The following is a 21397-nucleotide window of genomic DNA, read 5'->3' on the forward strand; positions in this document are numbered from 1 at the left end:
TTTTATTTCTTTCTTTTTCTTCTAAAGTTGCAGAATCCTTGCAACAGCGAATTATTTTGCCTTACTGTGTCATAGACTGAGTAATTACTCAAGAATTTTTATATTTTACCGATATTCGTCAATCAAGGCATATATCTGCCGCAGATTAGCATTGCTGACTTTCAATTTTTCCCCTTTAAGCAATTGAATAATCTGCTCTAATCTTTGAAGCAGCACTGAAGTTTGATGTGGCCCATGGCTTAGTAAATAGTCAAAGATTTGAGGGTCTAAATGGATCCCACGACGATCGAGTACCGAGGAAACCAGCGCATAGCGATCAGCATACAAACTGCCACTCGGAACACGGGTACTGACCGCCTGCGTGAGACGGGATTGTAAATCTGGCAATTCGAGTTTGAGTTCGATAGGTGCAAAACGTGACGAAAACACCAACTGCCCACCACCTTCATTATTATAATTAATCAAGTGAAATACTGCGCGTTGCCAATGGGGTACGCCACTAATCGCTTCGATATCATCAAGTGCTACCAGATCAAAACGATCTAGAGAAGTAATCGCCTCAGTCGGTGCATCTAAAAGCTCAAGCAAAGATACCTGAATTGCAGATTTACCTACTTCCAGATAAGAGTCACAGATGGCAGACAACAAATGACTTTTACCTGTACCGGCTCCCCCATAGACATAAAATTGGTTGATCAGGCCTGCATGTAATTGACGGACAGCATCAATGACATGCCCCCAACCCGGCCCTGAAAAATCACTGATTCGGGCATCGAGCTGAGGTTCTATATCTAACTGCAATTGACGCATACGATTTTTTGGCCTTATGAGTCTTTACGATGTGGATCGTGAATTTTACTTGAGTTCTCCTCTGCTTGCAGCGGTTTTTTCTGTGGCTTTTTCATTTCAATATCAACATCTAAGTCTGCTGTTTCAATATTGATTGAACCGGTAGATGCATCTTGTATGATAACAGCCTGATCACCATAAAATGGCGTATGTTCATAATACTCACGGATATGCCGCAGCAGTACCACAATCACGGCTGCCACTGGTAAGGCAATCAGCATACCCAAGAATCCGGCCAGTTGCGCACCTGCCAGAACTGCAAATACTACAGCTACAGGAGAAAGACCAATTTTATCACCTAGTAAGAACGGTTGTAGGATATAGCCTTCTACAGCCTGACCCACCATGAATACAATCCCCACCAGTACCAGCTGCCACCAGTCGATTCCAAATTGGAAAAAGGTTGCAATGACTGCGGCAATAATTCCAACCGCAAAACCAAGATACGGAATGATACTGCACAATCCGGCAATCATCCCGATGATCAAGCCAATCTCCAGGCCAATCAGTTGCAGTCCCACTGCATAAACCACGCCCAACAGAACCATGACCAGGAACTGACCTTTGACAAAGGCACCTAAGACACTATGACATTCACTCACAATATTTAAGGTTGTTTTTTCATAAGGACGGGGAATCAGGCGGCGTAAGCTGTCCAGCATACGATCCCAATCCAGCAAGAAATAAAAGGCAATAATCGGAATCAGGACAATCGTGCCACCAATCTGGATAAAATTCAGGCCAGATTGTGCCAGTTTTAGCAGCATTGCCTGAATACTGTCCGCACTATAATTGGTCTGGACATAGTCCATTACGACTGAGGAAATCTGATCGGTATCGATTTCCATTGGTACCAGATTAAAGCTATCAGAAAGCCAAGGTAGAAACGTGTAATTGATCCAGTGAATCCCGGCCGGAATGCTATCACGCGCATACATCAGCTGCTGCCAGACTAGTGGCACCAGATACCACATCACCAATGTAACCACGATCCCAATCCCGATAAATACGATACTGATCGAGAGCCATCGAGCCAGCCCAATGCGGTGCAAAACATTAACCAAGGGGCTAAATAAATAAGCAATTAGAAAAGCTGCAACAAAAGGAACTACAACTGGTTTAAGCAAATATAAAACCCAAAGTATCAATGCTATACCAGCAAGTATAAGAATGCGCCGTAAAGTACGATCGACCATAGAATCTTGCCTTTTCTCTATTAATCATTCTAAAAATTAAAATATTTTAATAAAGATAGCATTTTAGGCCACAAATACCATAAGAGTTTTACATATTCAGGTTATAATCGCACCCGCGAATGCGGAGACTTCATTATGAGCAACTCAACTTCTACCCCAAACACTGGTTTAAGCTACAAAGATGCAGGTGTCGACATTGAGGCGGGCGACGCGTTAGTCGATCGTATCAAATCTGTCGCTAAGCGTACCTCACGTCCCGAAGTTATGGGCGGTCTAGGTGGCTTTGGTGCACTTTGTAAAATTCCTAAAGGTTATGAAGAACCTGTTCTCGTATCTGGCACAGATGGTGTTGGTACAAAATTACGTCTGGCACTGAATTTGAACCGTCATGACACAATTGGTCAAGACCTGGTTGCAATGTGCGTGAATGACCTTCTTGTCTGTGGTGCTGAGCCACTGTTCTTCCTTGATTATTATGCAACTGGTCACTTAAATGTTGATGTTGCTGCAAATGTAGTCACTGGTATTGGCGCTGGTTGTGAACTTGCTGGCTGTGCATTAGTTGGCGGTGAAACTGCTGAAATGCCAGGCATGTATGAAGGCGAAGATTACGATCTTGCAGGTTTTTGTGTCGGTGTTGTTGAGCAAAGCAAAATTATTGATGGCTCTAAAGTCAAAGCGGGTGACGTTTTAATTGGTGTAGCTTCTTCAGGTGCGCACTCAAACGGCTACTCACTGCTTCGTAAAATTTTAGACGTGAAAAACGTTGATCTAAATCAAATCGTGGATGGTCGCCCACTTGCAGATGCTGCAATGGAACCAACACGCATTTATGTGAAACCAATTCTTGAACTGTTAAAACACGTTGATGTGCATGCGATGGCACACATCACTGGTGGTGGTTTACCAGGCAACTTACCTCGCGTACTTCCAAACGGTGCTCAAGCGTTGGTAAATGAATCTTCTTGGGAATGGCCTGAGCTATTCAAGCTTCTACAACGTGAAGGCGGCGTAGAACAGTTTGAAATGTACCGTACTTTCAACTGTGGCGTCGGCATGGTGCTGGTTGTTGATGCAGCTGATGCAGACAAAACTGTTGAACTACTTAACCAGCTTGGCGAAAATGCATGGGCGATGGGTCAGATTCAAGACAATGCTGAATCAGTTGCAGGTGCAGACGAAAAAATTCGTGTGATCTTTGCGTAATTTCGCATGATTAAAATTGCTGTACTTGTTTCAGGTAGTGGATCAAATCTGCAAGCCTTGATTGATGCCAATCTTTCAGGGCAAATTGTGGGCGTAATTTCCAATAAACCTGAAGCCTTTGCTTTAACGCGTGCACAACAGGCAGACATTCAGACTGCAGTTATTGAACACAAGCAATATCCGAATCGTGAAACTTTTGATGATGTCATGCATCAACAGCTTTCGGACTGGGATGTAGATCTGGTGGTACTTGCCGGCTTTATGCGAATTTTAAGTGAAAAGTTTGTGAAAGCCTGGGAAGGGAAAATGTTGAACATTCATCCTTCCCTATTGCCTCATTATAAAGGCATGCATACGCATCAGCGTGTACTCAATACCGGTGATGTTCTGCATGGCTGTACAGTGCATTATGTTACTGCTGAGCTGGATGCAGGGCAAGCGCTTGCTCAAGGTGTTCTCAAGGTTTCTCACCACGATACGGTAGAAAGCTTGGCAACACGTGTGCATACCCTCGAACATGTGATCTATCCACAAGTTGTAGAATGGATTTGTAGCGGAACGATTCAACATACTGAAGATGGTGTGCTGTATCGAAATGAGAAAATGCAAGCGCCTGTTCAATTCTGCAAGTTTTAAAAAAGTTTAGAAATAAAAAACGCATCCTCGGATGCGTTTTTTTATTTCCAATACATTCGATGACTCAGGCAGACTGTTGCTGAATCAATTGCTTTACCAAGCTCGCGACTTGATCAGGTTGTTCCAATGGGAACATATGCCCGCCATCGACTACGGTAAAAGGAATACCAAACTTCTTTTGCACTTGCTGCGGGAACTTGCGGGCCAGAAATGGACCTTTCTTAGCCACAACTAAATGCACAGGAATTTTGGGTTTTGCCTGAGGCAACCACCATAGTGACGGATTGGTTCTAAAGACTGCGACCTCATCCATTTTAGGAATAGTGAGTTCTACCCCACCCCGGATGTGATCATCCTGCAAGGCATGGTCAATATAAGCTTGGAAGCAATCTGCATCAAAATCCTGATAAAAACCTTTAGGGCGCAGCAATTCAGCGGCTTGTTCACGTGAATCCCAATGGTCACGACGGCGTTTGGACAGACCGGCCGGAGACATTTTATCCAATGCTTTTAAGCGAAAAGTTTTCGCAATATGCAAGGCAAAGGCTTCTTTGCCCATAATCATCGGCGGGTCCAGCATGATCATTTGTGAAAACAGTTCCGGACGCTGCAAAGTCGCCTGCAGAGTTAACACAGATCCCAAAGAATGCCCCAGACCAATGACAGGTCGCCCATGTGACTGACGTACAATACTGTCAATCACTTGCTGGGTCAGGCTTTTCCAATGGTTATCAACCGGATAACGCTTATCCGGCCCTAAAAGCGGCACATAGATAATATCGTAATCATCTTGCAATTCATCAAACAGCTTTTGATAGACTTTAGATGGCACGCCATTGGCGTGCGCGAAATGAATCAGTGGTTTCATTGCAGTGTCGTGCTATTTTCTGACTGAAGCTTCTGTGCAACTGAAGAAGCAATTCCATCCCCAATCGATGAACCCATACGACCCAAGACTGATTCAAATGGACTATATTCAATGGTGTAATTCAACGCTTTTTCAGTTTTCAGTTCGCGTTTCAAGGTATTTAAGCTACCGATACGATCCGCAATACCTAATTTCACCGCCTGATCACCGGTCCAGAACAAGCCAGAGAAAATAGCAGGATCATTGGATTTCAATTTATTGCCACGTCCTTGTTTAACTGCATTAATAAAGTGACCATGCACATTATCCAGCACACCCTGTACGTGGGCTTTTTGCGCAGGATCAACCGGCTGAGTCATAGACAGCAAAGCTTTATTTTCACCTGAAGTCATGGTGCGATCTTCAACACCTAATTTTTGCAATAGATTAGTCACACCATAATTCGGCATGATCACCCCAATTGAACCGACCAAGCTCGATGGATTGACAATAATTTCATCCGCAGCTGAAGCAATATAATAAGCACCTGAAGCACCAGTATCGCCAATCACGGCATACAATTTTTTCCCAGAATGCTGTTTTTTCAGATACTGAATTTCCTGCCAGATTTCATCGGACTGTACCGGTGAACCGCCAGGTGAGTTGATATTCAGCACCACTGCTTTACTTTGTTTATTTTCAAAGGCTTTTTTCAATGATTTGATGGTATTGCTACTGTTGACGCTCTGCTTGTCGGCTGCAATCGTACCCACAATATCCACGACTGCGATATGCGAACCCGCAGCAGCGCTAGCATCTGAAGAAACTGAACTACAGCTTTTGCCTAATGCCAAAATGACAACAAGCAGATAAGCAAAAGTCAGAAATTTAAAGAAAATTCCCCAACGGCGTGCACGGCGCTGTTCTTCTACCGAAGCTAAAACTGCTTTTTCAAGCAATTTCCATTCCGGACCAGTCGGTTGAACTGGCTGTTGCGTATTTTGTATTTGATTTTCAGGTTTTGGTGGCCAATCGGACATAAATAATCCAATAAATTGATTTATATTGAATCCATTATATACACTGAATCGGGTAATTCTGTCTAAACAAAACGTTTTCGCCTATAATAAATTTTGTTCTCTTTTTTTGTACTTAGACGAAATCAATGACGAAACAGGGCTCACGGAATTCAGCTTACGGATTACTCAAATACATTAGCCGCCAACCGCTTCCGGTTTCTCGCTGGATGGCCCGTATTCTGGCCTTTATTGTGAACAGTTTTAAAGTCACTAAAACTTCGGAAGTCATTCGTCTCAACCTTGAAATCAGTCTTTCAGAACTGTCTAATCAGGAACGTGAACAGATTAACCGTGCTGCGGTTCGCAATGAATTAATGTCATATTTCGAGTTCTTTACTATTTGGGGCTCAAGCAATCAGAAAAATCTTAAACGCGTTCATCGCGTTATTGGCGAAGATCTACTTCATGATGCCATTGCACAAAATAAAGGCCTCGTGTTAATCGTGCCGCATTTTGGTACCTGGGAAATTATGAATGCCTATATTGCCCAGTTCACCTCAATGACCATTATGTACAAACCTGTGAAAAATCAGGCTGCAGATCAATTTGTACGGGCCGCCCGTAGTCGTGAACAAGCGCATCTGGTGCCGACCGATGAATCTGGCGTCCGTCAGATTTTTAAGGCCTTAAAACAAGGCGGCACTACGGTCATCCTGCCGGATCATACCCCGAATATCGGTGGTGAATATATTCCCTATTTCGGTGTGCCTTTAGCTACGAGTAATTTGAGTGCTAAGCTGATTCAAAAGACCAAAGCGCGCGCCCTGTTTTTATATGCTCTACGTAATACTGCAGATGGATTCGATATCTTTATCGAAACGGTTGATGAAAAAATTTATAGTGGCAATGCCAATCAAGGTACGCAAGTCATTATCAACAGTATTGAAAATTTAATTCGCCGCCATCCGGAACATTATCACTGGAGTTATAAACGCTTTAATGCGCATCAAGATTTAGGAAATCTCTATAAACTTGAACATGAACAAGCCTTGGACAAAGTAAATGCGTTGAGAACACAAGACGCCCATGAAGTTTTGCCGATGCTGGAATCAGTGACTTAAAGGCTGACGATACAACCACCGCCATTCATGTCGTTCGGCAGAAAGCACCAGTTCTGAGCCTTGTTGCTGGAAGTGTACACTCCCCTGTTCTGCCGTGGTCAATAAGGGAATATTAAGAGCTTTTAACCGTTGCTGCGTCAGTTGGCTCGGGTGGCCATAGCGATTAAATTTCCCAGCCGAGGCAATCGCCAATTTAGGTCGCAAAACTTCTAAAAATTGATAGGCTGAACTGTGCTGACTGCCATGATGGCCGAGTACCAGCACATCGACCTGAAGTTCCGGATAATCTTGGAGTAACTGATATTCAGTTTCCCAACCCGCATCCCCCATCAGTAAAAATTTTTGATACGGTCCGGCATTTTTAACTTGCAGATATATCACACAAGATCGGTCGTTTTTATTGAAGTTTGGCGTATTTAACTGCTGCTGCCGAGGTGCCAGAATTTTAAAGTTAATCTCTTCAGACCATTGCCATTGCTGTCCTTCATAACAAAACTGAAAGCTTGAAGAAGTAGCGGTTTCAGGCATCTGATTGGATGACACTTGCTTGATGTTTAATTGATCTTTAATGCTGAAATAAGCACCGCTATGATCCTGATCCAGATGAGTCAAAATTAGTTGATCCAGTTCTCCAACACCTTGCACAGACAAAAACGGCATAATCACTTGCCGACCAATACTGAATTTTTCTTCATCATAATAGCCGCCCATATCAATCATCATGCTCTTTTGCCCATCCCGAATGAAAATGGCCTGTCCCTGCCCGACATCCAGAACAGACAGCTGAAATGCATGCTGATTAATTTGAGGAATGCACAGCGGTACACAGGCAAGTGCTGTCCAACTTTTGGGTACTAAGCCCCGTGGTAAAAAGACAATTAACAAGCCCAAAATACATAGAGCAATCATCCAGACATTCATAGCCACCGGAATCAATTGGGGCGCAAACAGCTGATCAAGCAGATTCAAAAATGCCAGCAGTATATGAATAAAAATATCATTGAGCTGAAACAGCAGACTCGAAAGTGGTTCAGAGATGAAAAATAATAAAGCCGCCAGAATATCTACGGGAACTATCAGCAGGCCAATCCACGGGATGGCTACCAGGTTGCTTAGCGGGGTAATCCAAGCCACCTGCTTAAAAAACAGCATCATTAAGGGAAACAGGGCCAGAAAAATTTTCCACTGCGACTCCACTAAAACTTTCATTGCAAAATACAGCAGTTGTAATGCTGTTTGTATTGTTTGATTCGGTTGCTGCTGAATGGTTTGATAGATTCGCAGCAAGACAAAACAGGCTCCATAAGACAGCCAGAATGCGGCCGACAAAATGCTAAAAGGATCAAAGAGCAATAATAAGGCAGCACTTAAAATCAGCAGTTTTAATGGCTGCACACTTTGCCTGAGCAGCAAGGTTAAAGTTACAATCACACAAATCAGTAAAGTGCGTAGCGCCGGAATCTCAAAACCGACAAAGGCACAATACAGTAATACACATAACAAAAAAGGCAGACTCAAAAAATACTGCCTTGGCCATTTCAGATAAATCTGCGGTGCGTACCTTGAAATCAGATATTGCAAGGTGCCACAGACGATAAAAGCAAAGATCAGCACATGCGGTCCGGAAATCGCCAGTAAATGACTCATGCCAAAACGCTGGAATTGCTGTTCCGTCGCTTGATCCAAGAGACTTTCATCACCACTTAATAGAGCCAGTAACAAGCCTTTCTGCTGTACTGGTTGTGTGGCCACAAACTCTCTTAAGGTCAGTCGCTGCTGTTCTACCCAAAGCAAAAATCGCTGATTCAAATTTTTCTGCTGACGTAGATATTTAGCATGACCTAGTGCATAGAGTTGTTGCGGTTGCAACTCTTGGATATGTTTAATCCTAAACCCGGCCATAACATTTTGCTGCAAGGCCCATTTTTCTGCATCAAAAGCACCCGGTGTCGCATAACTATGGTTAGGTCGAATCTGGCCTTGTAATAAATAATAGTGTCCCAGTTCAAGAGTCTGCTGTTTGGTTACATCATTTCCTAAACTGGATATGACAGGATCTGAAACTGGCAGAAAACCCATCCACTTAACTGTAGTGCCATCAGGGTTAAGCACATGCAGGGCTTGCTGGATATTCTGATCGCCCAGTTTATTCAGCTCTTTGATATAGACCACGATTTCTTTTTCAGATACCTCGTGTTCTCGCTTGGATAAACGTTCAGCCAGTTGCAGATTGGCATAAGCATGACCTAAAAATAGTCCCAAAAGCAGGCTTGATCCAGTGATCAACAAGCTTCGCAGTGGTGTATTCAAGATGAGCTTTAATTTATGGCAACACAGATACCACAACAGCGCAACGATCAAAACTGCCGTTCCGCTCAGTTGAACAGACAGGAAACTTTTCCCCATACACGCAAGGCCTAAAATCCAGCCAATACATAGCCACTGCAACATTGAATCTTATTCTGTCTTGTTATTATTTTGCCCAATAATAAAGCCCACCGGAGTGAGCTTCAATCAAATGCGAATATTCTCGTTATTTATGGTTCAATCCAGAGACCATCCTGCATATGTAAAATCCGATCTGCTGCATGGGCTAGCTGTTCATCATGCGTCACAATCAGCATCGCCATATTGAACTCACGTTGCAATTCGGTCAGCAGTTCAAAAATCTTTGCTGCAGTCTTGCGGTCTAGATTTCCGGTCGGTTCATCGGCCATCATCAGTTTAGGTTTACCGACCACTGCACGCGCCAAAGCTACACGCTGACGCTCACCTCCGGATAATTCACCCGGCTTGTGAGTCAGACGATGCGAAAGACCAACACGTTCCAGCAAATATTCGGCCTGCTGTTTGGCTTCCTTAAACTTCATGTTGTCGCGTAACATCAGCGGCATGGCCACATTTTCCAGTGCCGTAAATTCTGGCAACAGGTGATGAAACTGATAAACAAAGCCCAAATGCTCATTCCGCACATAACCGCGTTCTGCTTCAGACAAGGTATCAAAACGGCGGCCATTCACCATGACCTGACCTGACGTCGGGCGATCCAATCCACCCAAAACATGTAATAAGGTACTTTTGCCTGAACCACTTGAACCTACAATCGAAACAAACTCACCTGCTTTTACCTGTAGCGACAAGCCGCGAATCACATCGACAGTGGCCTTGCCATCGGTAAAGGATTTGTGAATATTCTGGGCATCTAAAATCAGATTACTCATAACGCAAAGCCTCTGCCGGTTGAATTTTTGCTGCACGTAAAGCCGGATAAATTGTCGCGACAAAACTGAGTGCCAGTGACAAGCCTACAATCACCAAGACATCCTGCCAGCGCAGATACGAAGGTAAGTAGTTAATAAAATAGGCATCAAACATATTCAGGCCTAAAGTATTGTTGAGCCAGCCAATAAAGCTACTGATACTGGTTGCCGCAATAATCCCGAGGATGGCCCCTGCACAAGTTCCAATCACCCCAATCACGGTACCTTGCACCATAAAGATTTTGGTAATGGTGGCAGGTGAAGCCCCCAAAGTCCTTAAAATGGCAATGTCCGATTTTTTATCCGTCACCACCATCACCAGTGAAGACACAATATTAAATGCCGCGACTAGAACGATCAGGAATAAAAGCAGGCTGACCATGGCTTTTTCCATCTGAATCGCGCTGAACAGATTACCATGGGTATAAGTCCAGTCCGAAGCATAGAAATTCCCCGGCAAATCACGCACAATTTCCTGAGACACTTGTGGTGCCAGGAAAATATCATCCAGCTTCATACGCACACCCTGCGCACCATCCGGTAGACGCAGCAAGGTCGAGGCATCATTTAAAGCGATATAACCCATCATCGAGTCAACTTCAGCACCAATACTGAAGATTCCCACTACTTTAAAACGCTTGAAACGCGGGACGACACCAGCTGGTGATGGGGTGGCTTCTGGCAAAACCAGAGTAATATTGTCATTTAAACCCACACCCATGGCATCGGTCATTTGCTTGCCCAAAACAATACCAAATTCACCTTTTTTCAGGCTGTCGATACTGCCCTCAACCATATGGTTTTGTATGATCGAAACTTTTTTCTCATACTCGGGTTCGATCCCGCTGACCATAATGCCGGCGACCTGACCCTGTGCGGTCAGCATGCCTTGTAATTGAGTAAAAGGTGCGACTCCCTGGACATGTTCATGCCCTTCAATTTGCTTTGCAAGTTCCGGCCAATTTGTTAAAATTTGTGTTGAGGAAACAGTCGCTTGGGGTATCATTCCTAAGACACGATTCTTTAACTCTCGGTCAAAACCATTCATCACAGACAACACTGTAATGAGGACTGCCACACCGAGTGTGAGGCCGATCATTGAGACCAACGCGATAAAAGAAATGAAGTGGTTACTACGCCGTGCGCGAGTATATTTCAACCCTATATACAGCGAGATTGGTTTGAACATAACCATCTAGTCCGAGGTAATAAATTATGGAAAATGTACAGCATCCAAACGGATTTACGGAAAGACGCGTCATGTCTCGAATCGATGCTGCCTTACGAATTAATTATCAGATTATTTCCGATGATGTTGCCTTGAATGATCCTTACGATCCTAACTTCGTCTTGCCCCGCTATTTTCTACTACTTGCAGAACTAGATCAATTTGATCATGCGGTTAACTACGAATTAGAACAATTATCTGAAAAAGATCAACAAATTGCTCGAATCTTATCCTTATTTAATCAAAAGTTAAACCTTATTACCGGTTCTTTGTATGACGCAATTGTACAAAGCATGTTACCTGTACCAGAGCAAGTGAACTTTTCAGAAACCGGTTTTAGTTTCTTTAATGAGCGCCCTATCGCTGAAGGCACCTATCTGCACGTGACTTTGAGTCATCCGGAAAATTTCTTCCATATTGCAGCAACCGCTCAGGTGGCCTACAGTCGCGAAGAAGAAAATGGCAAATATCGGACTGGTGCATATTTTATTACCATGCATCCGCAAGACCGGGTCAAACTGGGTGAATGCGTCAAGGCTCACTTTGCCTAAATTCCTGCTTTAGTCAGTACTGCTGGACGATGAAAGGCGAGCGTTATAGCTCGCTTTAATTTCTCTGGAAAAATATAACAACAAACCAGCCAGTAAGATAATGACACCGAACACGGCCCCACCCGATAATTTTTCATCATTCAGAATCACCCCGACAAATAAGGCCAGCATCGGCGTCAATACGGTGGTCAATGACAAAGTAGTCGCCTTGATTTTTTGCACCAGTTTAAAATAACAGAACATCGCAATCAGGGAAGCCATGATTACAGCATAACTGAGTCCAATCAGCGATTTAGCCTGTGGGATCTGGGTTGGTGCAAATTGCCAGATAAATGGCAACATGGCACAGGCCATGACCGCTGAAACAGCAATAGAACCGGCCGCTTGTGCCATAGGTTCGAGAGGTGCATTAACTTTTTTCACCCAGAACATCGAAACACAGTAAATAAAAACACTGAGCAACATCAGGCCTATGCCAATCGGCTGAATATGCTGATCTTTGCCACCGACACAGATAATGCCCAGACCCAGCAAGGCAATCGCCATACCACCCCACTGCGAAGGATAGAGCTTAAGCTGAAATACAAAACGGCCAATTAAACCGGTAATAATCGGCGCCAGTCCGAACATCAGGGCAATAATGCCTGAACTCAGATAATCCGTGGCCAGATAAGTGAAAATCTGTGAGCCGATAAAACTGCATGCGCCAGCCAGGTAACTGTGCATGGATAATTTATCTAAGGGAAAACGGGTTTTAAATAGCCACAACAAGGCAAATGCAAAAGGCAAAGCCAAAAAGAAACGCAATGCCAAAGCCCAGAGCGGATGCAAATCCGTCACACTCCAGACAATAGCTAGCGGTGTCGTCGCCCAGATAAAAACCAATAAAAGATAGGTGGCAATCATATTGGTTTGTGTGGGCATGCGAGTCACTCTGAATAAGGCTTAAAGCGCGGAAGTTTTACGTTTTTGTTTTTGGATGGTCTGATCGAGTGCGCTGGAAAATTCGCGTTTATCCCGTTCTGAAATCGGTGGCGGACCGCCCGTTTGCACGCCCGCTCCGCGTAAGCTGTCCATAAAATCGCGCAGATGTAAGCGCGCTTTGACATTGGCCGTAGTATAAATTTCACCACGGGGATGAATCGCAATTCCGCCTTTTTCAATCACTTCCGCAGCCAAGGGAATATCTTGGGTCATGACAATATCATGCTCTTTCATGCGCAGAATAATCTCTTTATCCGCAGCATCCGCCCCACTCATCACCTGAATTGAATTAATTCTGATCGAAGGAGTTATTCCGACTGGTTGGTTGGCAACAAAAGTGACTTCTAGCTGATAGCGATCCGAAGCACGAATAATCACATCTCGCAGAATACGGGGCAATGCATCGGCATCGACCCAAAGTTTGAATGGCAACACAGGGCTTCCCATTAAGGTATAAATCATGGTTATTCTAGCAAATTGCAGTGATCAGGTTGATGATTAAATCGCTCCATTTTCATTGCATCTGTCATCAATATTTTAAAAAGTATGTGCCCGGTAAAACTGGCATGATTCACGCGAGAAAAAAAATTGACTTCATTTGACTGGCATTTTAATTTTAAAATTCATTCGATTGACTTGAAAAATCGCAATGACCCTCGATTAACTATAAATACATCATCCAAGATCAATTGTGCATATGAAAAATCAGAATAGCCCAGAGATCATCACCATTGATGATCAAAATTTCGGTAGTCATGTCGAACATTGGACCTTGCTCACCGACAACCCTGGCACAGATGTTCCACAGTGGTTAGGCAAAGCTCTTGATGAACCAATCATGCCGATGGGCCTTTGTACACAAGAATGTGATATGGATGCAGAGACCTGGCTGATTCAGGGACCGAGCAAAGCTGCGGTACAGTTGAGTCAAGTGATTGCCGTCGAAAACAACAAACCTCAAGCAGTAAAAACTGCATTTCCGTGCTTTGACAGTCCTTATCAGGTGAAAGCCACGATTGACCGGATTATTAGCTGTAAATCCAATACTCAGGCTGTATTGCGCCTGAATCTGGGTGCTAATAATATTATTTACGCTTTCGATAACCTGTATAGCGTCAATCATCCGCATTATGAAAAAGACCAGTCCTATGTGGTGAATCTGAATGGCTGGGCCTATGAACTTGAAGCGGTCGCAAATCATGAGCATCTGGTGGTTGATGATCCGGCTTCGATCAAGCACCACCGTGCCTTGAATGATATTCTGGCTGCCAATAATGGTGTAGCACCGGATAATTTGCAGGAACAGATTGATGCCTGGCAGCCGCAGTGCGAAGAAGATAAAGAACCTGTAACCGTAGATTTTTCTAAAATGGTGGCTTATCTATACGGCGAAACCATGGGTCAGGAAGATGAAGCCTGGTTCCAGGGCAATATTGTCGGTAAAACGACTATGCAGTTTATGGGTCAGGACTATACCCTTTATGATGTCACCCTCATTCATGATGAAGGCCAGCCTGCGACCTTGATCCGGATTGCAACGCGGAATGACCAGTACAGAGACTTCCAGATTGGCCAGTATATTCGTGGCAACTTGTGGATTCAGGCCAATATTTATAGAAAAGCGGCCTAAGTTCAAACAGAAAAAGAAGATATTCATTTTGATGGGTATCTTCTTTTAATCCATCTATATCCTTATTTGTCATTTTAATTTTTGATTATTTTTTATACATATTTTCTGGCTTAATAATCTATTTAAATTCATTAAAAACCGAGTTATCCACATTTTTAAATTCAAATAAATTCATTTTAAATATTTAAAATAACCCTAAAAACCTTGTAAAAATAAGCGATTGATTTCTCATATAAATAATCTGTTGTCATACAAATCTAATATTTAAATAAAAATGAAATTTATGCTCTTTAATTAAAAATGTACTTTATTTAATCAATTTTTTATGATAAAAATACTCACAACAAATTAGTATTAACGATAAATAGATCGGACAATAAATATCTATGAAAATCGTGCAAGAAGAAACATTACAACAGGTCGAGCATCATCTTAGCTCCCGCTATAATATTGATATGATGTCCTGCCTTTTTTTCATGTTGGGGATGCTGATCTGCGGATTCATCCTGCATACTTTTATTTTCTAAAATTATTGTATTCATAAAAAACCCAGCCTGTGCTGGGTTTTTTCGTTTCAGGAATTAACCATTGCGTTTGGCAAAGTCATCCATAAAGTTCACCAATGCCTGCACGCCCTCTAAAGGCACGGCATTATAAATACTTGCGCGCATACCGCCAACCGAACGGTGACCAGCAAGATTCAATAAATGCTGCGCTTCAGCTTCTTTCAGGAACTGTTTCTCAAGATATGCATTAGCCAAAGTAAATGGTACGTTCATGATCGAACGGTTTGCTTTTGCAATCGGATTCGCATAAAAATCGCTTTGATCGATATAACCATAAAGCAAGTTAGCTTTCTCAAGGTTCACTTTGTGCATGGCATCTACACCGCCATTTTCTAGCAACCACTCAAACACCAGACCAGACAAGTACCATGCATAAGTTGATGGTGTGTTAACCATTGAGCCATTTTTCGCTTGATCTGAATATTTCAAGATGCTTGGAATTTCAGGTTTAGCTTGATCAAGTAAATCTTCACGAATAATTACCAGCGTTAAACCAGCAGGCCCGATATTCTTTTGCGCACCCGCATAGATCAAACCAAATTTAGAGACATCTACTGGCGCAGATAAAATACTAGATGAATAATCGCAAACTAATGGCTTGTTTGTTTCAGGAATTGAAGCAAATTGCAGACCGCCAATGGTTTCATTATCGGCATAATGCACATAAGCTGCATCATCAGAAAGATTCCATTCGCTTTGTGCACTGATCGCATATTTGCCATCAATTTGGATACCTGCTTTTACAACATTGATATCGCCATAACGCTGCGCTTCTTTCAAGGCTTTTTCAGACCAGATACCGGTATCGATATAGTCTGCTTTGTTGTTTTTGCCAAGCAGGTTCAATGGAATTGCCGAGAACTGTAATGATGCCCCACCCTGCAAGAACAATACTTTGTAGTTCTCAGGAATATTCATGAGTTTACGTAAGTCTGCTTCCGCTTTTTCAGCCATGGCAACATAGTCGGCACTACGGTGGCTCATTTCCATGATCGAAAGACCTTTGCCGTGCCAGTCAAGCATTTCAGCTTGAGCTTTTTCAAGTACGGCAGTCGGTAATGCAGCAGGACCAGCACAGAAGTTGTACGCGCGCATGATTTTTCCTTTCAGAGTGAAACACAATAAAATGATGGCATTTAACCATATCTGGCAGGGTCTTGCACAAAATTATTTCAATCTATGAGTCAAGATAGAGTCAAAAAATCAATGTAGATTCACAAGATAAATTGACCAGTATTTTAGCCTGCTGTTTTTATCATCTTTGAACTAACAATTGAAAATATTCAAGATTAAGCCATTTTTTGATTCTAGATATTCCATTAAAAACAGCCGATAAGTATTTGAAATACAGATGTAAAAGAAACAATACTATAACTTTACACTAGTTCTATCTGCAAACCTTTGATTTATACTAGCCGGATAACATTATCGGCTTTAAATCGGTTTAGCGACTTTATGAACTTAAAGAAAAATAAAAGACAGCTTGTCTGGGGTTTAAATCTGCTTGCATCAATGATGTATGGCAGCTTTGCTCATGCGCAGAGCATCAGCTTTCAGGACGCTGAACGTCAGTTGTTGCAAAATTCTTATAGCAGCCAAGCCTATCAAAGTCTGGAACAGGCCTCAAAACTTGAAGCTGAAGCGGTGAAAGGTATAGGTCTGCCACGAATCGATCTGAATGTTCGTGCGTATGCCTTTCATAATGAACTCGATCTACCTTTGGGCGCATTAAAAAATAATTTAGAGCAATCCTTAACGGATGGTGTCAATAATAGAATTGATGAACTGAACTTAGGTGATCTGGCTGACCCGTTAAAAAATAGTTTAAGACAACCTATTCAAAATGGGGTGGGCTTAATTCCTGATAGTTCGCATGTCGTGCTGGATGACCAGGTGATTCGTCCGACGATTTCAGTCATGATGCCGCTTTATACCGGTGGACTGACAAGCAGCGCCAAAGAAATCGCCAATATTCAGGTCGGTCGTAGTCAGCTCAGCAACAAACAGCAGCAAGACACGCAGCGTTTTGAACTGATTCAAAGTTATTTTAATGTACAGCTTCAAAAGCAACTACATGCAGCAGCACTATTTAACCTGAATGCCATGCAACAGCATTATCGCAATGCCTTAAAGATGGAACAGCAAGGTTTTATCAGTAAAGGCCAGCGCATGCAATTTGAAGTGGCACGTAATAATGCCGAACGCAGCCAGCAAAACACGCAAGCCAATTTGAATGCTGCCCTTTTCCATCTGAATAATCTGCTTCAAGAAAGTAGCATCACTGAGCTTTCAACGCCTTTATTTGTCAATAAAACCGAGCCACAGGCCTTAAATCATCTGCTGAAAACCTTTAGTCAGAACTCTGCGCTGATTCAAAAAATGCAGCTGGATACCCAATTGGCTCAAGCCAATGTCAAAGCCCAGCAAGCGGCAAAAAAACCGAATGTTTTTGCTTTTGGTGAATACAGTCTGGATCAAAATGAAAACTGGATTGTCGGGGTGGCTGCCCGTTATAACTTATTTTCCGGAATTGATAAAAATAAAAATATTCAGGCTGCCGAACTCAAACGCTCTGCTACAGAACTGCTTACTGCACGCACCCAGCAGGAAATTGAAAATCTGATTTATAAATCTTATAGCGAAGCACTCAGCGCACAGCAAAGTGATGCGCTTCTGGCACAAAACTTGAAAGCCGCACAGGAAAATTTACGCATCCAAGAATTGTCCTTTAAAGAAGATATGGGCACCGCCACACAGGTCATCGATGCACAAAATATGCTGAGCGGATTACGAGCTGAAACTGCCTTGAATGCCTACAAATATGTGATGTCACTGGCTACCCTATTACAAAGCCATGGCTCGATTGCAGAATTTCCGAACTACATTCAACATACCAATACCCACTATATTCGCTAATGGAGCCGAACATGAACGAAGATCAAAAACCCAATGATCCTGTGAATGAAGCGGCTTCATCCAGCGATACAGAAAAATTGCCTGCACAACAGGTAGAAACAAAAACTGGAATAGAAAATAACGCAGTGACTTCGACAGAGCATGAACAAGCTCCTGAAATCGCTAAAAAGAAAAAATATTTATTGCTTGCCCTGATTCCAATTCTACTGGCAGTCATCGCTTTTGGATTATGGAAAAGCTACCAACCGGCTCCGCTGGAATTGCAGGGTCGTGTAGAAGCTGAAACGGTTCAAGTGGCGACCAAAGTGCCAAGCCGTATTGAAGAAATTTATGTAGAAGAAGGTCAGCAGGTCAAAAAAGGTGATGTACTGGTGCGCTTAAACAGCCCGGAAATTCAGGCCAAAAAACAGCAAGCCGTAGCGGCTTTACAATCTGCGCTAGCCTTACAATCGACTGCTGAACGTGGCTCGCAGGAAGAAAATATCGCCAGTCTGTATGCCAACTGGCAAGCGCTGAAAGCACAGCAAAATTTAGCCAAAGTTTCTTATGAGCGTGGTGCAAATTTATTGAAGGAAGGTGTGATTTCACGCCAGCGCCGTGATGAATTGTATGCAGCCAGTCAATCAGCGGCGCAAATGACAGAGGCGGCGTATCAGCAATATGCACGTGCCAAACGTGGCAGCACTTCGCAGCAAAAGAGTTCCGCCGATGCACAGGTAGATATTGCCCAGGCTGCGCTGGATGAAGCCAATGCTTTAGAAGCAGAAACCCAATTAGTAGCACCTGTAAACGGAACGGTGTCTAAAACCTATGGCAAAGTCTCGGAGCTGGTAGCCACCGCAGTCCCTGTGGTCAGCCTGATTGAAGACAAGATGTGGGTGAGCCTGAATATTCGTGAAGACCAATATGCCCCATTTCAGAAAATGAGCAGTATTGAAGGTTATATTCCCGCCCTAGATAAAACCGCCACTTTTCAAATTAGACAGATCAGTGCCGAGGGTGAATTTGCCACCATTAAAACTACACGCCAAACCGGCGGCTATGATGTGCGCAGTTTTAAGCTGCATCTTGTACCCACACCAGCGATTCCTGAACTGAAAGTCGGGATGAGCGTGTTATTTAAACTGAAAGAGTCCCGATAATGTGGACGGGTATATGGCGCGAACTGCGCTATCTGCTCAGCGAAAAATGGGATCTGTGTCTGGTCACGCTGGCACCTGCACTGGTGATTATTTTATTCAGCAGCATGTTTGCTCAAGGGAAACCGGATCATTTACCGATTGCGATTATTGATCAAGACCAGAGTGCGCTGAGTCAAAGCATTTATCAGCATGTGGCGCTGAATCATACTCTTAAAATTGCTACGGTGTCGGAACAAACAGCTGAAATTGAGCGCCTGTTAAATCAAAATAAAATTTGGGGTTATATCCATATTCCCAGCGGTGCCGAGCAACGTCTGGTTCGTGCCCAGGATGCTGACATCAGTATTGCCTTTAACCAGAGTTATTTCAGTATCGGAAATACCATTTCCTCTGCCATGCTGGTCAGTACCCTGCAAGCACTGGCTGAATTTGGCGGACAGCAATATCTGGGCAACCGGCTGCCTTCTCTCGAAGCACCGTCGCCGCATATCAAAATATCGCCGCTGTATAATCCACAACTGAATTATGAATTCTATCTGGAACCCTATGTCATTCCGGCAATTCTGCATTTACTGCTGTGTTGTTGTGTGGCATTTTCCGTCGGTCAGGAACTGAAGCGACAGACCTTAACAAGCTGGATCAGCAACTCGTCCATCTGGATGGCATTGCTGTCTAAAAATCTGGTCTATGTGGCTATTTTTAGTCTATGGACCTGGATCTGGATGTTCTGGCTGATTGAAATTCGCGGCTGGTTTGTTGCCGGCTCGCTCAGCCTGATTCTATTGGCGCAATTTCTGCTGTATAGCGCTTATGCATTTTTAAGCAGTGCAGTGGTTCTGGCAACCAAAGATTTAAGTAAATCTTTCGGCATCATTGCGGTCTATGGCGGTTCATCTTTAAGTTTTGCCGGTGTGACCCTCCCTTTAAATAATGCGCCCCTATTCACCCAGTTTTGGTCCAATATTATTCCGTTTACGCCCTATGCCAAATTACAAACTGAACAATGGGTGATTGGTAGTCCATTGCATATTTCACTGCAAGCTGGATTAATGCTGCTGATCTATGCCCTAGTCTACGCTCTGCTGGCTTATCTGTTTCTTAAAAAAATAGCTAAAGGAGCAGTCCAATGAAATCCCTCTGGTTTTACTATTTGCAAAGCTTCAAGGATATTGTCAGTCACGGCACGATCTTTACCACGCTGATTCTATCCGTCTTATTTTACAGCTTTTTTTATCCAACCGCTTATCAGGCACAGCAGGCTGAAGCCTTACCGATTATTATTGTCGATGAAGAACAAAGTAACTTAAGCACCCGTATTATTGGTCAGGTGGCACAAAGCCCCAATGTGGAAATTGAGGCGATTACCGGCAATTTTTCCGAGGCCAAACAATGGGTGGAATCACAAAAAGCCGATGGTATTTTACTGCTGCCGGACAATTTATCGCAAAGCTTAAGGCATGGTGAAACAGGTGGCATTGGCCTGTATTTAAGTACAGCCAACTTTTTAGTGACCAAACAAATTGGTCTGGGCTTAGCCACATCAGTTGAGCAAACTTTGGCAGATTATGCTGAACGCTTTGGCGAGGTCTCGGATTTTTCACCAGCCCTTTCTGTGCATCAAATTCCTTTATTTAATCCACTGTCCGGCTATGGCAGTTATGTCTTTCCTGCGGTTGCACCCTTAATTATCCACCAAACCATTCTTTTGGGTTTGAGTATGCTGATTTTGGTATATCGGGAAAGAAAAATAGAATTAAACGCAAATGCACTCATGGGAATGGGTTTAGCAGTCTTTACTATTGGCTGTCTGGGATGTTTCTATTTATTCGGTTTCAGCTTCTGGCTGTTTGATTATCCGCGCGGTGGCAACCTGTTCGGGATGCTACTGGCTGTTCCGGTTTTTATCTACACGATAATTGGCATGACCTGCCTATTTGCCAGTTTTCTGGATCTGCCAGAACGTGCGGGTCATGTGATTGTATTCACTTCCATTCCACTGTTCTTTTTATCTGGTGCGGCCTGGCCACATGCTGCCATGCCTATCTGGATGCAAGTCGTTGGCGAAATCCTGCCTTCCACCCAAATTGTGCAGATGTTTATTCAACTCAATCAGATGGGTGTACCTACCGCACTGGTCTTACCTAAACTGCTCTATCTTGGAATGATCGGCAGCATGTGCTTTTTCTTGGCTTATCGACGTTTAATTTCTGGTCATCAAAGCAGATAGAACATTATAGCAATGCGCC

At 43.3% G+C, this 21397-nt stretch carries 20 protein-coding genes; 9 read left to right on the plus strand and 11 right to left on the minus strand.

Translation table 11 applies throughout. The features are described 5' to 3' along the window. Nucleotides 1–105 precede the first annotated feature (105 nt). Together hda and cxpE are read right to left on the minus strand one after the other, a co-directional pair. Nucleotides 106–810, minus strand: a complete 705-nt coding sequence (gene hda, locus G4D73_RS04905) for a DnaA regulatory inactivator Hda (RefSeq protein ID WP_004645685.1) — start codon at nucleotides 808–810, stop codon at nucleotides 106–108. A 14-nt stretch (nucleotides 811–824) separates the two neighbouring features. Beyond that, nucleotides 825–2045 carry a chloramphenicol efflux transporter CxpE gene (gene cxpE / locus G4D73_RS04910; RefSeq protein WP_004279126.1) on the minus strand — a complete coding sequence of 407 codons (1221 nt, stop codon included), beginning with the start codon at nucleotides 2043–2045 and terminating at the stop codon, nucleotides 825–827. A 135-nt stretch (nucleotides 2046–2180) separates the two neighbouring features. Here cxpE and purM point away from each other — a divergent pair, with 135 nt between their 5' ends. Together purM and purN are read left to right on the plus strand one after the other, a co-directional pair. Continuing rightward, nucleotides 2181–3251: a phosphoribosylformylglycinamidine cyclo-ligase gene (purM, locus tag G4D73_RS04915; protein WP_005103864.1), complete on the plus strand. Its 1071-nt coding sequence runs from the start codon at nucleotides 2181–2183 to the stop codon at nucleotides 3249–3251. A gap of 6 nt (nucleotides 3252–3257) precedes the next feature. Next, nucleotides 3258–3887, plus strand: a complete 630-nt coding sequence (purN, locus tag G4D73_RS04920; RefSeq protein WP_213687511.1) for a phosphoribosylglycinamide formyltransferase — start codon at nucleotides 3258–3260, stop codon at nucleotides 3885–3887. 64 nt (nucleotides 3888–3951) lie between these two features. On the opposite strand, the gene G4D73_RS04925 is transcribed toward purN, so the two are convergent. Both G4D73_RS04925 and sppA read right to left on the minus strand, forming a co-directional pair. Beyond that, entirely contained in the window at nucleotides 3952–4755 is an 804-nt protein-coding gene (locus G4D73_RS04925; protein ID WP_213687512.1) for an alpha/beta fold hydrolase, read from the minus strand. After that, the gene (gene sppA, locus G4D73_RS04930; protein WP_004731760.1) at nucleotides 4752–5774 is read right to left on the minus strand and encodes a signal peptide peptidase SppA; all 1023 of its coding nucleotides are present in this window, start codon (nucleotides 5772–5774) and stop codon (nucleotides 4752–4754) included. Before sppA ends, G4D73_RS04925 begins: the two co-directional genes overlap by 4 nt. 125 nt (nucleotides 5775–5899) lie before the next feature. Between sppA and G4D73_RS04935 the strand changes: the two genes are divergently transcribed. Beyond that, on the plus strand, nucleotides 5900–6874 hold the full coding sequence (locus tag G4D73_RS04935) for a lysophospholipid acyltransferase family protein (protein WP_213687513.1): 975 nt from the start codon (nucleotides 5900–5902) through the stop codon (nucleotides 6872–6874). Here G4D73_RS04935 and G4D73_RS04940 read toward each other — a convergent pair. From G4D73_RS04940 to G4D73_RS04950, 3 genes are all read right to left on the minus strand, one after another. Beyond that, nucleotides 6863–9325, minus strand: coding sequence for a DNA internalization-related competence protein ComEC/Rec2 (locus G4D73_RS04940; protein ID WP_213687514.1), 2463 nt, complete (start codon nucleotides 9323–9325; stop codon nucleotides 6863–6865). The two genes, G4D73_RS04935 and G4D73_RS04940, sit on opposite strands and share 12 nt — an antisense overlap. Before the next feature lie 86 nt (nucleotides 9326–9411). After that, complete coding sequence (gene lolD / locus G4D73_RS04945) at nucleotides 9412–10095, minus strand: lipoprotein-releasing ABC transporter ATP-binding protein LolD (RefSeq protein WP_004645694.1); 684 nt, start codon at nucleotides 10093–10095, stop codon at nucleotides 9412–9414. After that, nucleotides 10088–11323 carry a lipoprotein-releasing ABC transporter permease subunit gene (locus tag G4D73_RS04950; protein WP_004645695.1) on the minus strand — a complete coding sequence of 412 codons (1236 nt, stop codon included), beginning with the start codon at nucleotides 11321–11323 and terminating at the stop codon, nucleotides 10088–10090. Before G4D73_RS04950 ends, lolD begins: the two co-directional genes overlap by 8 nt. Nucleotides 11324–11349: 26 nt before the next feature. Between G4D73_RS04950 and G4D73_RS04955 the strand changes: the two genes are divergently transcribed. Beyond that, a complete protein-coding gene (locus tag G4D73_RS04955; protein ID WP_138742869.1) occupies nucleotides 11350–11913 on the plus strand; it encodes a PilZ domain-containing protein in 564 nt (187 codons plus the stop codon). A 9-nt stretch (nucleotides 11914–11922) separates the two neighbouring features. On the opposite strand, the gene G4D73_RS04960 is transcribed toward G4D73_RS04955, so the two are convergent. Beyond that, the gene (locus G4D73_RS04960; RefSeq protein WP_213687515.1) at nucleotides 11923–12837 is read right to left on the minus strand and encodes a DMT family transporter; all 915 of its coding nucleotides are present in this window, start codon (nucleotides 12835–12837) and stop codon (nucleotides 11923–11925) included. A 21-nt stretch (nucleotides 12838–12858) separates the two neighbouring features. Further along, nucleotides 12859–13344, minus strand: coding sequence for a YaiI/YqxD family protein (locus G4D73_RS04965; RefSeq protein WP_171260766.1), 486 nt, complete (start codon nucleotides 13342–13344; stop codon nucleotides 12859–12861). A gap of 250 nt (nucleotides 13345–13594) precedes the next feature. Here G4D73_RS04965 and G4D73_RS04970 point away from each other — a divergent pair, with 250 nt between their 5' ends. Further along, nucleotides 13595–14527 carry a hypothetical protein gene (locus G4D73_RS04970; protein WP_213687516.1) on the plus strand — a complete coding sequence of 311 codons (933 nt, stop codon included), beginning with the start codon at nucleotides 13595–13597 and terminating at the stop codon, nucleotides 14525–14527. Between the two features lie 410 nt (nucleotides 14528–14937). Here the strand turns inward: G4D73_RS04970 and G4D73_RS15605 are convergent, their stop codons facing one another. Together G4D73_RS15605 and serC are read right to left on the minus strand one after the other, a co-directional pair. Then, on the minus strand, nucleotides 14938–15069 hold the full coding sequence (locus G4D73_RS15605) for a hypothetical protein (protein WP_005103875.1): 132 nt from the start codon (nucleotides 15067–15069) through the stop codon (nucleotides 14938–14940). 39 nt (nucleotides 15070–15108) lie between these two features. After that, nucleotides 15109–16188: a 3-phosphoserine/phosphohydroxythreonine transaminase gene (gene serC, locus G4D73_RS04975; RefSeq protein WP_121980404.1), complete on the minus strand. Its 1080-nt coding sequence runs from the start codon at nucleotides 16186–16188 to the stop codon at nucleotides 15109–15111. A 360-nt stretch (nucleotides 16189–16548) separates the two neighbouring features. Here serC and G4D73_RS04980 point away from each other — a divergent pair, with 360 nt between their 5' ends. From G4D73_RS04980 to G4D73_RS04995, 4 genes are read left to right on the plus strand one after another with little or no spacing between them, the layout of a single operon-like run. Next, on the plus strand, nucleotides 16549–18009 hold the full coding sequence (locus G4D73_RS04980) for a TolC family protein (RefSeq protein WP_213687517.1): 1461 nt from the start codon (nucleotides 16549–16551) through the stop codon (nucleotides 18007–18009). A gap of 11 nt (nucleotides 18010–18020) precedes the next feature. Then, nucleotides 18021–19151, plus strand: a complete 1131-nt coding sequence (locus tag G4D73_RS04985) for an HlyD family secretion protein (RefSeq protein ID WP_213687518.1) — start codon at nucleotides 18021–18023, stop codon at nucleotides 19149–19151. Then, nucleotides 19151–20281, plus strand: coding sequence for an ABC transporter permease (locus tag G4D73_RS04990; protein ID WP_213687519.1), 1131 nt, complete (start codon nucleotides 19151–19153; stop codon nucleotides 20279–20281). The genes G4D73_RS04985 and G4D73_RS04990 overlap by 1 nt, the downstream gene beginning before the upstream one ends. Continuing rightward, nucleotides 20278–21378, plus strand: a complete 1101-nt coding sequence (locus tag G4D73_RS04995; protein WP_213687520.1) for an ABC transporter permease — start codon at nucleotides 20278–20280, stop codon at nucleotides 21376–21378. Before G4D73_RS04990 ends, G4D73_RS04995 begins: the two co-directional genes overlap by 4 nt. The last annotated feature ends 19 nt before the right edge of the window (nucleotides 21379–21397 follow it).

Source organism: Acinetobacter sp. WY4, from assembly GCF_018438165.1.
Taxonomy (GTDB): Bacteria; Pseudomonadota; Gammaproteobacteria; order Pseudomonadales; family Moraxellaceae; genus Acinetobacter.

Coding starts and splice junctions, on each gene's coding strand:
- G4D73_RS04995 (WP_213687520.1), top strand. CDS start 20,278: ATGAAATCCCTCTGGTTTTACTATTTGCAAAGCTTCAAGGATATTGTC.
- purM (WP_005103864.1), top strand. CDS start 2,181: ATGAGCAACTCAACTTCTACCCCAAACACTGGTTTAAGCTACAAAGAT.
- G4D73_RS15605 (WP_005103875.1), bottom strand. CDS start 15,069: ATGAATACAATAATTTTAGAAAATAAAAGTATGCAGGATGAATCCGCA.
- G4D73_RS04940 (WP_213687514.1), bottom strand. CDS start 9,325: ATGTTGCAGTGGCTATGTATTGGCTGGATTTTAGGCCTTGCGTGTATG.
- G4D73_RS04985 (WP_213687518.1), top strand. CDS start 18,021: ATGAACGAAGATCAAAAACCCAATGATCCTGTGAATGAAGCGGCTTCA.
- lolD (WP_004645694.1), bottom strand. CDS start 10,095: ATGAGTAATCTGATTTTAGATGCCCAGAATATTCACAAATCCTTTACC.
- G4D73_RS04935 (WP_213687513.1), top strand. CDS start 5,900: ATGACGAAACAGGGCTCACGGAATTCAGCTTACGGATTACTCAAATAC.
- G4D73_RS04980 (WP_213687517.1), top strand. CDS start 16,549: ATGAACTTAAAGAAAAATAAAAGACAGCTTGTCTGGGGTTTAAATCTG.
- sppA (WP_004731760.1), bottom strand. CDS start 5,774: ATGTCCGATTGGCCACCAAAACCTGAAAATCAAATACAAAATACGCAA.
- G4D73_RS04960 (WP_213687515.1), bottom strand. CDS start 12,837: ATGCCCACACAAACCAATATGATTGCCACCTATCTTTTATTGGTTTTT.
- G4D73_RS04950 (WP_004645695.1), bottom strand. CDS start 11,323: ATGTTCAAACCAATCTCGCTGTATATAGGGTTGAAATATACTCGCGCA.
- G4D73_RS04955 (WP_138742869.1), top strand. CDS start 11,350: ATGGAAAATGTACAGCATCCAAACGGATTTACGGAAAGACGCGTCATG.
- serC (WP_121980404.1), bottom strand. CDS start 16,188: ATGCGCGCGTACAACTTCTGTGCTGGTCCTGCTGCATTACCGACTGCC.
- hda (WP_004645685.1), bottom strand. CDS start 810: ATGCGTCAATTGCAGTTAGATATAGAACCTCAGCTCGATGCCCGAATC.
- G4D73_RS04925 (WP_213687512.1), bottom strand. CDS start 4,755: ATGAAACCACTGATTCATTTCGCGCACGCCAATGGCGTGCCATCTAAA.
- G4D73_RS04965 (WP_171260766.1), bottom strand. CDS start 13,344: ATGGGAAGCCCTGTGTTGCCATTCAAACTTTGGGTCGATGCCGATGCA.
- G4D73_RS04970 (WP_213687516.1), top strand. CDS start 13,595: ATGAAAAATCAGAATAGCCCAGAGATCATCACCATTGATGATCAAAAT.
- cxpE (WP_004279126.1), bottom strand. CDS start 2,045: ATGGTCGATCGTACTTTACGGCGCATTCTTATACTTGCTGGTATAGCA.
- G4D73_RS04990 (WP_213687519.1), top strand. CDS start 19,151: ATGTGGACGGGTATATGGCGCGAACTGCGCTATCTGCTCAGCGAAAAA.
- purN (WP_213687511.1), top strand. CDS start 3,258: ATGATTAAAATTGCTGTACTTGTTTCAGGTAGTGGATCAAATCTGCAA.